Source organism: Acidovorax sp. (genome assembly GCF_047607405.1).
In the GTDB taxonomy this organism is placed as follows: Bacteria; Pseudomonadota; Gammaproteobacteria; order Burkholderiales; family Burkholderiaceae_C; genus Acidovorax.
In genome coordinates this window covers 1-13,484 of sequence record NZ_JASGDA010000029.1, presented here as the reverse complement: position 1 = coordinate 13,484, position 13,484 = coordinate 1, and the positions used below count along the sequence as shown (strand labels likewise).

14 protein-coding genes are annotated in these 13,484 nt (G+C 66.3%); 1 reads left to right on the top strand and 13 read right to left on the bottom strand.

The window, feature by feature from the left end:
* Positions 1-69: 69 nt before the first annotated feature.
* Genes QM569_RS03825 through QM569_RS03815 form a run of 3 tightly spaced genes read right to left on the bottom strand, consistent with a single transcriptional unit; the run spans position 70 to position 1,027 of the window.
* Positions 70-489, bottom strand: a complete 420-nt coding sequence (locus QM569_RS03825; protein WP_414985902.1) for a hypothetical protein — start codon at positions 487-489, stop codon at positions 70-72.
* Positions 486-821: a hypothetical protein gene (locus QM569_RS03820; protein ID WP_414985901.1), complete on the bottom strand. Its 336-nt coding sequence runs from the start codon at positions 819-821 to the stop codon at positions 486-488. The genes QM569_RS03825 and QM569_RS03820 overlap by 4 nt, the downstream gene beginning before the upstream one ends.
* A gap of 2 nt (positions 822-823) precedes the next feature.
* Positions 824-1,027: a hypothetical protein gene (locus QM569_RS03815; protein WP_414985900.1), complete on the bottom strand. Its 204-nt coding sequence runs from the start codon at positions 1,025-1,027 to the stop codon at positions 824-826.
* Between the two features lie 353 nt (positions 1,028-1,380).
* Here QM569_RS03815 and QM569_RS03810 point away from each other — a divergent pair, with 353 nt between their 5' ends.
* On the top strand, positions 1,381-1,611 hold the full coding sequence (locus tag QM569_RS03810) for a hypothetical protein (RefSeq protein WP_414985899.1): 231 nt from the start codon (positions 1,381-1,383) through the stop codon (positions 1,609-1,611).
* A 292-nt stretch (positions 1,612-1,903) separates the two neighbouring features.
* On the opposite strand, the gene QM569_RS03805 is transcribed toward QM569_RS03810, so the two are convergent.
* The 10 genes from QM569_RS03805 to QM569_RS03760 all read right to left on the bottom strand — a co-directional run.
* Positions 1,904-2,479, bottom strand: a complete 576-nt coding sequence (locus QM569_RS03805) for a hypothetical protein (protein WP_414985898.1) — start codon at positions 2,477-2,479, stop codon at positions 1,904-1,906.
* 107 nt (positions 2,480-2,586) lie between these two features.
* The gene (locus tag QM569_RS03800; protein ID WP_414985897.1) at positions 2,587-2,865 is read right to left on the bottom strand and encodes a helix-turn-helix transcriptional regulator; all 279 of its coding nucleotides are present in this window, start codon (positions 2,863-2,865) and stop codon (positions 2,587-2,589) included.
* Positions 2,862-3,209, bottom strand: coding sequence for a type II toxin-antitoxin system RelE/ParE family toxin (locus QM569_RS03795; RefSeq protein ID WP_414985896.1), 348 nt, complete (start codon positions 3,207-3,209; stop codon positions 2,862-2,864). The genes QM569_RS03800 and QM569_RS03795 overlap by 4 nt, the downstream gene beginning before the upstream one ends.
* The gene (locus QM569_RS03790; protein ID WP_414985895.1) at positions 3,206-4,531 is read right to left on the bottom strand and encodes a tyrosine-type recombinase/integrase; all 1,326 of its coding nucleotides are present in this window, start codon (positions 4,529-4,531) and stop codon (positions 3,206-3,208) included. Before QM569_RS03790 ends, QM569_RS03795 begins: the two co-directional genes overlap by 4 nt.
* Positions 4,532-4,782: 251 nt before the next feature.
* The gene (locus QM569_RS03785; RefSeq protein WP_414985894.1) at positions 4,783-6,060 is read right to left on the bottom strand and encodes a nitrate- and nitrite sensing domain-containing protein; all 1,278 of its coding nucleotides are present in this window, start codon (positions 6,058-6,060) and stop codon (positions 4,783-4,785) included.
* A gap of 88 nt (positions 6,061-6,148) precedes the next feature.
* Positions 6,149-6,484 carry a nitrite reductase small subunit NirD gene (gene nirD / locus QM569_RS03780; protein WP_414985893.1) on the bottom strand — a complete coding sequence of 112 codons (336 nt, stop codon included), beginning with the start codon at positions 6,482-6,484 and terminating at the stop codon, positions 6,149-6,151.
* Between the two features lie 19 nt (positions 6,485-6,503).
* Positions 6,504-9,047, bottom strand: coding sequence for a nitrite reductase large subunit NirB (gene nirB, locus QM569_RS03775; RefSeq protein WP_414985903.1), 2,544 nt, complete (start codon positions 9,045-9,047; stop codon positions 6,504-6,506).
* Positions 9,048-9,421: 374 nt separating this feature from the next.
* Complete coding sequence (locus QM569_RS03770; RefSeq protein ID WP_414985892.1) at positions 9,422-10,381, bottom strand: alpha-E domain-containing protein; 960 nt, start codon at positions 10,379-10,381, stop codon at positions 9,422-9,424.
* 1 nt (position 10,382) lies between these two features.
* Positions 10,383-11,915 (bottom strand): circularly permuted type 2 ATP-grasp protein, encoded by a 1,533-nt coding sequence (locus QM569_RS03765; RefSeq protein ID WP_414985891.1) that lies wholly within the window; start codon positions 11,913-11,915, stop codon positions 10,383-10,385.
* Positions 11,916-11,966: 51 nt separating this feature from the next.
* Positions 11,967-13,484: DNA internalization-related competence protein ComEC/Rec2 (locus tag QM569_RS03760; protein WP_414985890.1), on the bottom strand; the 1,518-nt coding region annotated here is incomplete at its 5' end.

Here is a 13,484-nt window from a genome sequence, read left to right as displayed (position 1 = left end):
GCTTTTGCTGTAGCCCCAGCGCTATCGCATGGCGCTCCATCTCGCTCAGTTGTTCGTAGGTGTTCTTTGTCATGGGGCCTCAATTTTGAAGGGGTGTTGCACTTCAGATTTGAGGCCGCCAAGCGCTGGGGATGGCTTCAGACAGGGTTTTTCATCGTCGCACCTGGCCTTGCAGTCCAACCGGACGGAAAGCTGTCCCACCACAGCGCGGCGGTCGAAAAAGTCCAAGTGGTGCCAGCCATCAGGCAGCGGTGAATGGGCGTGGGCGCAGGTGTTGCAGTTCATACCTGCCCCCCCTTGCTCCAAGCGCTTCACGGCGGCGAAGGCGGCATCAATGCGCTCGCTCAGTGCCCACAGGAAGCTGTCTTGATGTTCATCCGTAGCACGGCGGAATACCTCGCCGCCTTCACCGTAGGTCATGTACACCATGGCGCGGGCATGGGCCAGGGCCATTGTCAGGGTCTCGAAATCGTCGGCGCGGCGGATCATGCTGCACCCCCTTCGACCTTGGCGCGAACAGCATCGCAGAGTGCCTTATGCGTGCTGTGCCACTGCTCATCCGTGAACTGGCAGCCGCAATCCTCGGCCCGGCTGTTGATGTCGTTCATGGCCCTGAATGTTTCGTCTGCCAGGTGTTCCACCAGGGTCATGACAGATACGCGCATCGCGCCGCTATCCGGCCCTGCCAGCATGGCACGAACGGCTAACACAGTGGCATCGGCAAGATTTTCAATGTCCTGCACCTTCATGTCTGCCATGTTGAGCGCGTTCATGGCGCGCACGGCTGCGCCCGCCTGAGCGGCATTGTTCGGGGTCTTCATGGTCACACCCCTTGCAGTTGGTTGATGGACGCCATGGCCTGCACCAGCTTGCGTCGGGCGGCGGGCAGGTTGCCGCGCTCGATATAACTGGCGGCCAAGTTGGCGGCGTTGAATGCCGCGAGGACGGATTGCAGGCCGTCGGCGGGGATGAAAGCAGATTTGCTTTCGTGGGTGGGCGCGGCGGTGCGCGCAGTGGTTGCGGTCATGGTCTTGGCTCCTGAACGAGACAGAGAAACCACCGTTTGCGTCTTCACACGCATCGGGTGGGCGAGATGTTGAAGACACGGGTTCAGCCGTGCCGCCGTCCTCGCGGATAGGCGCATCTCGCCCGAAACCATGCGGGGGATGCAGGCGCACCAGCCCCAGAATTTGGACGTGACAAAGCCCCGCTTTCAGGTGGGGGCTGCAACCTCTGAACCAATGGTGTCTTCACACACCGGGCCTTTCGGCTTGGGGGCAGTGTAACGCGACTAGTTAGCCAAAATCAATCACTTCATGACGTGTCGGGCGCTATCATCTTTGAATGCTTTTCATCTGAAACCCATCCGATGCCAAACCCATGACAGTGCTTCAGGCTGAAACCCAGGTCTATCAACAACGCCTTGCGGAAATGCTTGCCACCCATGAAGGGCAGTACGTCGTTCTTCGGGGTGCCGATGCAGGCAAGTTCTTCCCCTCGCTGGACGATGCGCTGGAATGGGCCTACGACCGCTTCGGCCTGGGGGGCGCGCTGGTCAAGCGGGTAGCCGAAGATCAGGCGGCGGCGCACTTCTCTCGTGACCTCGGATAGTGCCTTTCATCAGCGGCCAGTTCGGCAGGCGCGGGCCGATTGTTCAGGTGCATATCGGCGTCAGTGGATTGCTGGGGCGGGATGTTTTGCGCACCTTGCTGTTCTCGATGGATGGCCCCCGACAGGGGTTCTCCATCCAGTGGCCATAGCCCCTTGCTTGCGCGATGCAGGGCTGACAGGCTTAGGGCCAGCCGCCCAATCCGACTTGTAATCCGGGTGGAACCTTCGTGGGCTCAAAATTGAGCCGACGTTGAAGCGGCGCATTACCGGCTGAAAAATGAGCCGGTAACCATCAGCCTCGGTCTTTCGTCACGGTCTTCTTCACTTTCACGCCAGCGGCTATCAGTGCCCTATCAATAGTGGGTCGGGCCACTTCATACCGCTTTGCCAGTTGATTGACAGTCATCCCGCGCCCACGGTTGTACAGCTCCACAATCTCGTCCTTTTGCGCATCGGTTAGCTTGGCGGACGTGCCTTTTCTTGCGGCCTCTTGGGTCTGTGCTGGTTCGGGTGCGGGGTAATGCTTCGCGTCCAGATACTCAATCGCCATCCCCAAGTCAGGAGAAAGGCGTATGCCATGAAGCTGGTCTGCCTTCTTCCACCCCAGCGCCAGCGCCCACCATTGGGCCAGCCTGCGCGGCTCGGGGTACTTTTGGGCATGGTCTGCGAAGCGTCGTCCCAACATCACAAAATCTGCGCCCGTGCTATCCGACTTGTCCGGGTTGTACCCCAGCAGCAGCGCAGCGGCCTCGCTGGGCTGCACCTCATGCAGTGCTGCCCAGTTGCCCAGGTCAATAAGGACACAGTAAAACCCTGCTTCGGTTTGCCCGGGATTGGGCGGGGCGGTGTCGTACTGGCGCGTGTTCATCAGCGCATCCTCCCGAATGCTGCTCCCTCAATAGGTGCCCCAGCAGGCCAGCGGGAGGTCTGGCTTTTAGGCCCGGTTTCGAGGCGGGCCTAGCTGGGGCGAAACGGTCAGGCGTGTTCCAGGCGCACCACGGCACGGCAGCCGATGGCCTGGGCGTAGCGCTGCACACTGCGCAGGGACGGCGTGGCCTTGCCGCCTTCCAGCCGGGCGACGGTGCTTTGCGTGGTGCCCATGCGTTCGGCCACGTCCGCTTGCGTCAGCCCGGCGCGGGTGCGTGCGGCAATCAGCTCGCGGGCCATCGCAAATTCATCGGCCTGGGCCTCGTACTCGGCACGGACGCCGGGGCGGGCCATCAGCTCGGCTTTCAGGGTTTTGAGCGTTTTCATGCTTGGGCCTCCAGTCGCTTCAAGGCGGTTTCGATTGCACTGCGGGGCGTGGTCTGCGTTTTCTTCACGAACGCATGCAGCACCAGCAGGCGGCGGCCTTGGATGGCGGCGTACACGGCGCGGGCGATGCCGTCGCGGCCCTGCATGCGCATCTCCCACAGCTTGCTTTCCAGCGGGCGGATGTGCGGCATGCCCACGCGCTGCGGGCCGAAGGTTTCCAGCATCTCCGCGATGTGCAGAAAGCGGGCCTGCATGTCAGCGGGCAGCGCCAGCAATTCCGGCTCGGCCTGCGGGTGAAGCGCCACCGTCCAAGTCTCTGCATTATCTCTTTTTTGCGATTTCATGCTGTAACCACTTTCAGCTTGCCCGGCTCGGCCTGGGGCACAAACTGCACCCCTGCCAGCGCCAGGATATGGGCCTCTATCTGCGCAAGGAACGGGCGCAGGGCGTCAACACTGCGCGGCCTGTAGCCCTCAGCGGTCGCGCTGGGCTTGTGCCCCATCACTTGCGCGATGGCCCCGGCGGGTGCCCCTGACGCCTCTCCCAGCAGCGAAAAGGAACGGCGCAGCCCGTGGAACGTCAGGTGTTCAATGCCCGCGTGTTGCAGGGCCTGGGCATGGCTTGCGCGGGCATCCGTAATGCGCCCAGCCTTGCCCGTGCTGGCAAACACGAACGGCCCCACTCTGGGCAGCGTCGCCAGTAGCTGGGCAAGGTAGGGCGTAAGAGGAATGGTGCGGGTGCTGTCCACCTTGTCGGCAATGGTCAGCTTGCGCCACTGAAAATCCACGTTCGCCCACGTCAGCGCGGCCAGTTCTTCACGGCGGGCACCTGTCAGCAGCAGGGCGCGCAGGTAGGCGCTTGCGGTGCGGTTGTTCAGTTGCTCCACGCCAGCCCACCAGCCGGGCACCTGGGCAGCTTCAAGGGCATCAGTGCGGCGGGTAGTGCTGGGCAGGTTCTCCACGATGGCGGCAGCCTTGCCCGCGTCGCGGTCGGTCAGGCCCCGGTACTCAGGGCGGCCAGCGCACCAGCGCAGAAAGCCCCGGAACATCATCAGGGCGCGGGCGGCTTGGTGCTTTCCGGCGATGGCTTCGCGGTCATGCCAGCTTTTCAGCGCATCCTCATTGATGGCGGCCAGCGGCAGCGCCAGCAACGGATACAGCGGCCCCGGCCTTGTGATGCCCTGCCCTCGCTTTTTCGGCTCGCCACCTGGGGCGGCCATGGCTTCAAGGTCGGCACGGTAGCGCGGCTTCCACGCATCGCGGCGCTTGGGTTTTCCGTTTTCCAGATACAGCGGCCAGACTGCACCCACGGTAAGGGACTCACGGGCGGCCTGGGCCACCTGGGCGACCCGTTCTTGCTCTTGTGCTTTTGCAGCCGCCAGGGCATCGCGCTTTGGTGTGCGCGGGTCGGTGCCCTCATCAATCAGGCGGGCCAGCTCGCGGGCCTTGGCCTGGGCTTGCGGGATGCTCCAAACGGCGGGGCTACCGATGGTGACGCGGATGTATTTGTCTTGGTACGCGCCCTGAAACACGTAGGCAGGAGCCCCGTTCGGGGTCGCTCGCAGTCCAAGCCCCGGCGAAGTCGCGTCCCACAGGAAAGCCTGCTTTTTGTCCGGCGGGCACTTGAACCCAGCAACCCTGCCAGCAGTGAACGGAACCTTTGCCATGCACCCCCCTGAAACTTACATCCTGCCGATGTAATGGCGGATGTAAGGGAATTTTCCGAATACATACCTGTGAAAATCAACAGTCTGTCGGATTGGAATTTCAATAACATGTTGATTTCATTGATTGTACCCACACCGATCAACAGAAGCGAATACAAGTATCTGCTCATTTGTAATGAGAAGGTCGGGTGTTCGATTCATCTCTCCGGCACCACACAAAAACCCCTGATTCGCAAGAGTCAGGGGTTTTTTCATGGGCGCCGCGCAAAGGCGATGTCGGGCAGCGACAGCGTGGCCTCGGCCACGTCGAGCAGGCGGCGGTTCTGGTCCATGGACGTTTTCTGCAGCAGGCGAAAGGCCACCTCCTCGCTCAGGCCCAGCCGCGCCATCAGCACGCCCTTGGCGCGCTCGATGACCTTGCGCTCGTTCAGGGTGCGGCGGGCGGCTTCGAGCTCCGCTTCCATGCGGGCCATGCGGGCGGATTGGGCCTGCAGCAGGTCCAGCAATGCGGCGGATTCGTGTGCGGGGGCTTCAGGCGCTGGCGCGGCGACCGGGGTGACGGTGTCGAAGAAGCGGTCCACGGAGTGCGTGCGATGCGGCGGGTTGTTGCGCAGGTTCTGCAGCAGCCCCTTGGAGTCCTGCAGGTCCTGCTGCGCCGCGCGGATGTGCGTATCGCAGTCGTCGCGCAGGCGCTGCACCAGCTCCAGCTGCAACTGCCACAGCAGGTCGATGCGCTCGGAGCAGCAGTCGAACCAGGTGTCGCTCAGGTCGCTGTCCAGCGCCGCGCCGGGGCGGGCCGCGCACAGGGTGCGGCGCAGACGCTCCAGCTGGGCCGCGCCGGGCGCCAGTTGCTGCTGTTCCCAGCGCTCGCGCAGCGCGGGCTCGGCGAATTCGGTGAACACCCGCAGGCTGCGCTCCTGCGCGTCGATGAGGTGCAGCAGGCGCTGCTGGTGCTCGTCGGCGCTCTGGCCCGATGCGTACAGCAGCGCACCCACGGCCCGCTCCTGGCCTGCCTCTTCCTGGGCTTGCACCAGGTGCAGCAAGGCCACGAGCAGGCGCGATGCGCTGGGCAGGCCCACGCCGTCCGCCACGTGAAAGACCAGTTCCACCAGCCCCGCGATGAGGTGGCTGTACGCGGCCACGGAGTCGTGCGCAGTCATGGCCTGGCGGTCCGCCTGGGCGCGCAGCGCGGGCAGCGCGTCCATGCCCAGCAGGGCCCAGGCCATCAGCGACAGGGCCTTGGCCGTGGCACCCTGCGCGGGCTCGGCGTGGTCGGCCAGGGCGGCGCGCAGGCGCGCGTCGAGCGGGGCCACGTCGTCCATGATGCGGCGGCGCGCGTCGGCAAAGCGCTGGCCCTGGGATGCGAGATAGATGCTGGTCGCACCCCGCTCGCGCTGCAGGCCCTGGATGAGCTGGCCCACCACGTCCACCAGCTCGGCCCTGCGGGCCAGGCGGCGCACGGCGTCGATCTCCAGTTGCTTGGAGCGCAGGACGAGATGGGAGACGGTCAGGGGAGACGCAGGTTCCATGGGACGGTAAATACTCCTGTTTTTATAGCTTCTTGTGCTTGCTGCATAAGCGCTAGAGGCCGATTTTGCTTGAAATCACCACACCCCCTTACGACAGCGCCACACGCACGCGCCCCCCTTGCACCTGCACGCCGTGGGCCTGCACGGACTGCTCGGGCGCTTCCAGGCATTCGCCGGTGCGCAGGTCGAAGTGGTTCTTGTACAGAGGCGATGCCACCACGATGCGGTCGCCCAGGCTGCCGAGCAGGCCGCGCGCGAGCACGCTGGCGCCCGATTTCGGGTCCACGTTGTCGATGGCGAAGTAGCGATCCGCCCCCAGGCGGAACACGGCCACGTGGCGGCCGCCGACCAGGGCGCAGACGCCGGTATCCGGCAGGATGTCATCGACCGCGCACACGTCGGTCCAGGTCACAGGCTCGGTCATGGGTGTGTCTCCAGGGGCTTCACGCCGCACGGCGGATGGGGATGACGGCAGCCATTGCCTGCGCGCGCTCGTCTGCGCGGGCGGGGCGTATCTGGCCGCGCTCCTGCACGAACAGCACGTTCTCGTCGGCCTTGTCGCTGTTGACGAACGAGCGGAAGCGCTTGCGCGTCTCGGGGTCGGTCACGGCGGTCTTCCATTCGCACTGGTAGGTGTTGACCACGTGCTGCTTCTGCGCCTCCAGCTCGGCGGCGAAGCCCAGGCTGTCCTGGATGAGCACGTCCTTCAGGTAGTCCAGCCCGCCTTCCAGGTTCTCGCGCCAGGTGCTGGTGCGTTGCAGGCGGTCGGCGGTGCGCACGTAGAACATGAGCACGCGGTCTATCAGGCGCACGAGTTCGTCCTTGGACAGGTCGGACGCGAACAGCTCGGCGTGGCGCGGCTTCATGCCGCCGTTGCCACAGATGTAGAGGTTCCAGCCCTTCTCGGTGGCGATGACGCCGATGTCCTTGCCCTGCGCCTCGGCGCATTCGCGCGTGCAGCCGGACACGCCGAACTTGATCTTGTGCGGCGAGCGCAGGCCCTTGTAGCGGTTCTCCAGCTCCACGGCCAGGCCCACGCTGTCGCCCACACCGTAGCGGCACCAGGTGCTGCCCACGCAGCTCTTGACCGTGCGCAGCGACTTGCCGTAGGCATGGCCGGACTCGAAGCCTGCGGCGATGAGTTCGTCCCAGATCAGCGGCAGTTGCTCCAGTCGCGCGCCGAACAGGTCCAGGCGCTGCCCACCCGTCACCTTGGTGTACAGGCCGTACTTCTTGGCGACCTGCCCCACGGCGATCAACCCGTCGGGCGTGACCTCGCCGCCCGGCATGCGCGGCACCACGGAATAGGTGCCGTCCTTCTGGATGTTGCCCAGGTAGTAGTCGTTGCTGTCTTGCAGGCCCGCCAGCTCTTTTTTGAGCACGAACTCGTTCCAGCACGACGCGAACACGCTGGCCGCCACGGGCTTGCACACGTCGCAGCCCAGGCCCTTGCCGTGCTTGGCGAGCAGTTCGTCAAACGTCTTGATCTGCCCCACGCGCACCAGGTGGTAGATCTCCTGGCGCGAATACGCGAAGTGCTCGCAGATATGGTTGTTGACGGCCATGCCGCGCCGGGCCATCTCCATCTTCATCACCTGCGTGACCAGGGGAACGCAGCCGCCGCAGGTGGCGCCCGCCTTGGTGCAGGCTTTCATCTCGGCGACGGTGCAGGCGCCCTCGCCCACTGCGGCGCAGATGGCGCCCTTGCTCACGTTGTTGCACGAGCAGATCTGCGCCGTGTCGGGCAACGCCTCCACGCCCAGGCCGGGCCTGGCCTTGCCGTCGCTGGACGGAAAGATCAGGAACTCGGGGTCTTCGGGCAGCGCAATGCCGTTGAGCGCCATTTGCAGCAGCGTGCCGTACTCGCTGGCGTCGCCAATCAGCACAGCGCCCAGCAGCTGCTTGCCGTCTTCGCTGATGACGATCTTTTTATAGACCTGGCGGCGCTCGTCCACGTACTGGCAGGTGCGGCTGTGCGGCGTCTTGCCGTGCGCGTCGCCAATGCTGGCCACGTCCACGCCCATCAGCTTGAGCTTGGTGCTCATGTCCGCGCCCACAAAGGCCGCGTCCGCCTCGCCCGCAATGTGGCGCGCCGCCACGCGGGCCATGTCGTAGCCGGGCGCGACCAGGCCAAAAGTCTGCTCGTTCCACGACGCGCATTCGCCAATGGCATAGACGTTGGGGTCGCTGGTGCGGCAGGCGCTGTCGATGGCGACGCCGCCGCGCGGGCCGATGGCCAGCACGCACTGGCGCGCCAGCTCGTCGCGCGGGCGGATGCCGGCGGAGAAGACGATCATGTCCGTCTCCAGGTACGTGTCGTCCGCAAACTTCATGCGGTGGCGCGCCCGCGCGCCGTCGGTGATCTCCTGCGTGTTGCGGCTGGTGTGTACGTGGACGCCCAGCTCCTCGATCCTGGCGCGCAGCACGCGGCCGCCGCCCTCGTCCACCTGCACGGCCATCAGGCGCGGGGCGAACTCCACCACGTGCGTCTCCAGCCCCATGTCGCGCAGCGCCTTGGCGCATTCCAGACCCAGCAGGCCGCCGCCCACCACCACGCCCGAGCGGGACTTGGCGCCCGACGCCTTCATCGCCTCCAGGTCTTCGATGGTGCGATAGACGAAGCAATGCGCCCGGTCACGCCCCGGCACCTGCGGAACGAAAGGGTTGGAGCCGGTGGCAAGCACCAGTTTGTCGTAGGGGATCACCTCGCCATCCACCGTGGTCACGGTGCGGATGCGCCGGTCGATGGATGCCGCGCGCGTCGCCAGCCGCAGCGAAAAGCCCGTGCGCTCGAAGAAGCCCGGCTCCACCAGCGAGAGCTCATCCGCCGACTTGCCGCTGAAGAACTCGGACAGGTGTACGCGGTCGTAGGCGGCGCGGGGCTCCTCGCACAGCACGGTGACTTGCGCGCCCGCCAGGCCCGTCTCCGCCAGGCTTTCAAGGAACTTGTGGCCCACCATTCCGTGGCCGATGAGAACAATCTTCACCATGATCGTGGTCCTGCAATGACCGGGCCGCGCGCGAGGGGCGAAAGCAGGATGGCGTGGGGGCTTCCGCAGGGCGCCTCACTCGTCGTGCCGGCACGGGTGTGGTTTGGAACTGCAGGCGGGCCGCGCCGAAACCCGGCCCGCCTGGGGTTCCGCCATCGTTAGCGGAGAATGTTTTGATCTGCAGGCTGCGTTACCGGCAGGGTGGTTTTGCTTTCGCAATATTCATGCCCATATTGGACGCAGAAAGCACGCTTCCAACCGCATCAAGGCAGTGCGACACGTCCCTACACTGGGGCGCAGGAAAACCAGGCCAGGATGAAGGGACGGCGTCACCATGGCACGCAAAGCGCCATGCAGCCGCCCCCAACGGCTCAATCGGTCGTGGCGACCAGGAAGTCGCGGCTGATGCCTGCCCCCAGGTCGTTCACGCGGTCCAGGAACTGCGTGAGGAAGGCGTGCAGCCCGGTGGCCAGGATTTCGTCGATGCGACCGTACTGCAGGTCCGACAGCAGGCGCCCGGCGCGGCGGCGCGTCTCGGCGGACTGTTCGTTGGAGAGCACGGCGAGGTTGTCCACCACCGCGCGCATGCAGGCGTGCAGCGAGCGCGGCATGTCGTCGCGCAGTATCAGCAGCTCTGCAACGCGGCCAGGCGTGATCACGTCGCGGTAGGCTTTGCGATAGACCTCGAACGCCGAGACGCTGCGCAGGATGGCGCTCCAGTGGTAGAAGTCGCTCTCCTGGTTGCGCTCGTTGGCGCGACCGAAGAAGTCGTTCTTGACGGCGTGGAACTTCACGTCCAGCAGCCGCGCCGTGTTGTCGGCCCGCTCCAGGAAGGTGCCCAGGCGCAGGAAGTGAAAGGCCTCGTCCTGCAGCATGGTGCCCAGCACCACGCCGCGCGAGAGGTGCGAGCGGTACTTCACCCATTCGAAGAACTGGCCCGGGTCACGCTCGAAGGCGCCGCCCTGGAGCTGGCGGTGCAGCTCCAGCCAGGTCTGGTTCTGCGTTTCCCACACCTCGGTGGTGAGTGCGCCGCGCACGGCGCGGGCGTTCTCGCGCGCGGCGCGCAGGCACGACACGATGGACGAGGGGTTGGTGTCGTCGCCCACCATGAACTGCAGCACACCGGCGGGCGTCACGTCGCCGTGCTTGGCGGCGTAGGCGGGGATCAGCTCGCTGATGGACAGGAGCCCCTCCCAGCCCTTGAGCGCCACGTCGGCAGCCTGGGGCAGCAGCGAGGTCTCGTAGCTCACGCTGAGCATGCGGGCGGTGTTTTCCGCTCGTTCCGTGTAGCGGGACATCCAGAACAGATGGTCGGCAGTGCGGCTCAGCATCTCAGAGCCCTCCTTGCGTTTGCGTTTGCATCGTTTGCGATTGCGATTGGCTTTGCGATTGGCTTTGTGTCTGGCTGGCGGCTGCGATGGGCTCGCCCAGCACCCAGGTGTCCTTGGTGCCCCCGCCCTGCGAGGAGTTGACCACCAGCGAGCCTTCTTTGAGCGCCACGCGCGTCAGGCCGCCCGCGACCATCTGCACCTGCTTGCCGCTGAGCACGAAGGGCCGCAGGTCGATGTGGCGCGGCGCGATGCCGCTTTCCACATACGTGGGGCAACTGCTCAGGCTGAGCGTGGGCTGGGCGATGTAGCCCGCCGGGTTGGCCTGCACCGCGCGGCGGAAGTCCTCGATCTCGGCCTTGCTGGCGGCGGGGCCGACGAGCATGCCGTAGCCGCCCGCGCCATGCACTTCCTTGACCACCAGCTCGGGCAGGTGGTCCAGCACGTACTGCAAGTCGTCCTGCTTGCGGCACATCCAGGTGGGCACGTTCTTTAGGATCGGCTCCTCGCCCAGGTAGAAGCGGATCATCTCGGGCACGTAGGGATAGACCGATTTATCGTCGGCGATGCCCGTGCCCACGGCGTTGCAGATGGCGACGTTGCCCGCACGGTACGCGGCCATCAGGCCCGCGCAGCCCAGGGTGGACGTGGGGCGGAAGACCAGCGGGTCCAGGAAGTCGTCATCGACACGGCGGTAGATGACGTGTACGCGCTGCAGGCCGCGCGTGGTGCGCATATAGACGAAGTCGTCCTTGACCACGAGGTCCTGCCCCTCGACCAGTTCCACGCCCATCTGCTGGGCCAGGAAGGCGTGTTCGAAGTAGGCGCTGTTGTACATGCCGGGCGTGAGCACGACCACCGTGGGGTCCACCGCGCCCGCCGGGGCACTGGCGCGCAGGGTGTCGAGCAGCAGGTCGGGGTAGTGGGCCACGGGCGCCACCTTGTGCTGGCTGAACAGCTCGGGAAACAGCCGCATCGTCATCTTGCGGTTTTCCAGCATGTAGCTCACGCCGCTGGGCACGCGCAGGTTGTCTTCCAGCACGTAGTACTCGCCGTTGCCCTGCGCGTCGGGCGCGCGCACGATGTCGATGCCCGCGATGTGCGCGTAGATGTTCTCCGGCACGTCCACGCCCGCCATCTCGGGCCGGAACTGGGCGTTGCCCACGATCAGGTCCTGCGGCACGATGCCCGCGCGGATGATGTCCTGCCCGTGGTACACGTCCTGGATGAAGCGGTTGAGCGCCGTCACGCGCTGCACCAGGCCGCGCTGCATGCTGGCCCATTCGTGCGCGGGGATGATGCGCGGGATCAGGTCGAACGGGATCAGCCGTTCGGTGCCCGCGCCGTCCTCGTCCTTGGCGCCATAGACGGCGAAGGTGATGCCCACGCGCCGGAAGATCATCTCGGCCTCGGCGCGGCGCGACAGCATCACGTCAGGGGGCTGTTTACTCAACCACTGCGCATAGCGCTTGTAGTGCTCCCGCACATCGCTGCCATCGAAAGGCAGCATGGCGTACATCTCGTCAAATTTCTGCATGAAAAACAGGCCTCCTAACCACAGAATAGCAAGTTGTGCGCCTGCTCGGGTTTACTCCAATGGGTGGTGCCAGTAGCGCGCCTGGGTGGCGCGCTCGCACGCCACCGCGTCAGGCCGTGCCGTGGACCACGTGGCCGCCCCGCAGCGCGGCGACTCCACCACCCCGATGCCGCGCTCGGCGTAGCGCGCCAGCACCTCGGGCGCGGGGTGGCCGAAGCGGTTGCGGTAGCCAGATTGCACCAGGATGGTGCGCGGCTGCACGGCGTCCAGGAAGGCGGCGGACGACGAAGTCTTGCTGCCATGGTGCGGCGCCAGCAGCACGTCGGCGCGCAGCGCGGCGGCGTCGCGGGCGGCCAGGGCCTGCTCCTGCGGGGCCTCGATGTCGCCCGCCAGCAGGGCCGTGGCGCCATCGTTCGCGCGCACGCGCAGCACGCAGCTCAGGGCGTTGGGCTTGGCGGCCAGGGCGGCGTCGCCGGGCTGGGGGTGCAGCAGCTCGAAGGCCACGCCGTCCCATTCCCAGCGCTGGCCCGCCAGGCAGGGCTGCACGGGGCGCTGCGCCTGCAGCGCGTTGTCGGCCTCGATGGAGCCCATGGCGCGCGCCTGCGGCTGCTGGGCCAGCACGGCTGCGGCGCCGCCGGTGTGGTCCGCGTCGCTGTGACTGAGCATGAGCACGTCCAGACGCTCGCCCAGGGCGCGCAGCAGGGGCACCAGCACGCGGTGGCCCGCGTCGCTCTCGCGGCTGAAGCGCGGGCCCGCGTCGTACAGCAGCGTGTGCGCGGCGGTGCGCACCAACACGGCGTTGCCCTGGCCGATGTCGGCAGCCAGTAGCTCGAACTGCCCGGCAGCGGGCCGTGCAGGCTGCCAGCACAGCAGCGGCAACACCAACGGCAGCGCCAGCAGCCGCAGGCGCCAGGGCAGGCGCAGGGCCAGCCATGCGCCGCCTGCCACCGCCGCCACGCCCGCCCACAGCGGCGCGGCGGGCACAAAGACCACCGCCCACGACCACTGCGCCAGCCACTGCAGCAGCGCGGCCAGCGGCTGCAAGGCCAGGGCCGACAGGCTCCACAGCGGCGGCCACAGCGCCCCGCCCAGGGCCAGCGGCGTGACCACCACCGTCACCCATGGAATCGCCGCCAGATTGGCCGCGAAGCCCACCACCGACACCTGGCCGAACAGCAGCAGCGAGAGCGGCGTCAAAGCCAGCGTGACCGTGCGCTGCTCGCGCCATAAAGCATGAAAATGGCCTCCAGTGCCCGTCCTGATTGCACTAGCAGCTACTGAATTGCTAGCAAACAGCACCCCCACCGCGACAAAGCTCAGCCAGAAACCCGCCTGTGCCAGCGCCCACGGGTCCGCCAGCACCACGGCCGCGCAGGCCAGCAGCCACACGTGCGGCCAGGGCCAGCGCCGCCCGCCCAGCCGCAGCAGCGCGACGGCGGCGAGCATGGTGACCGTGCGCTGCGCAGGCACGCCCCAGCCGCTGAACAGCGCGTAGGCCCCGGCCAGCAGCACGCCCGCCGCCAGCGCCGCCGTGGGCGCGGGCAGCCACAGGCACAGCCGCGCCGAGCG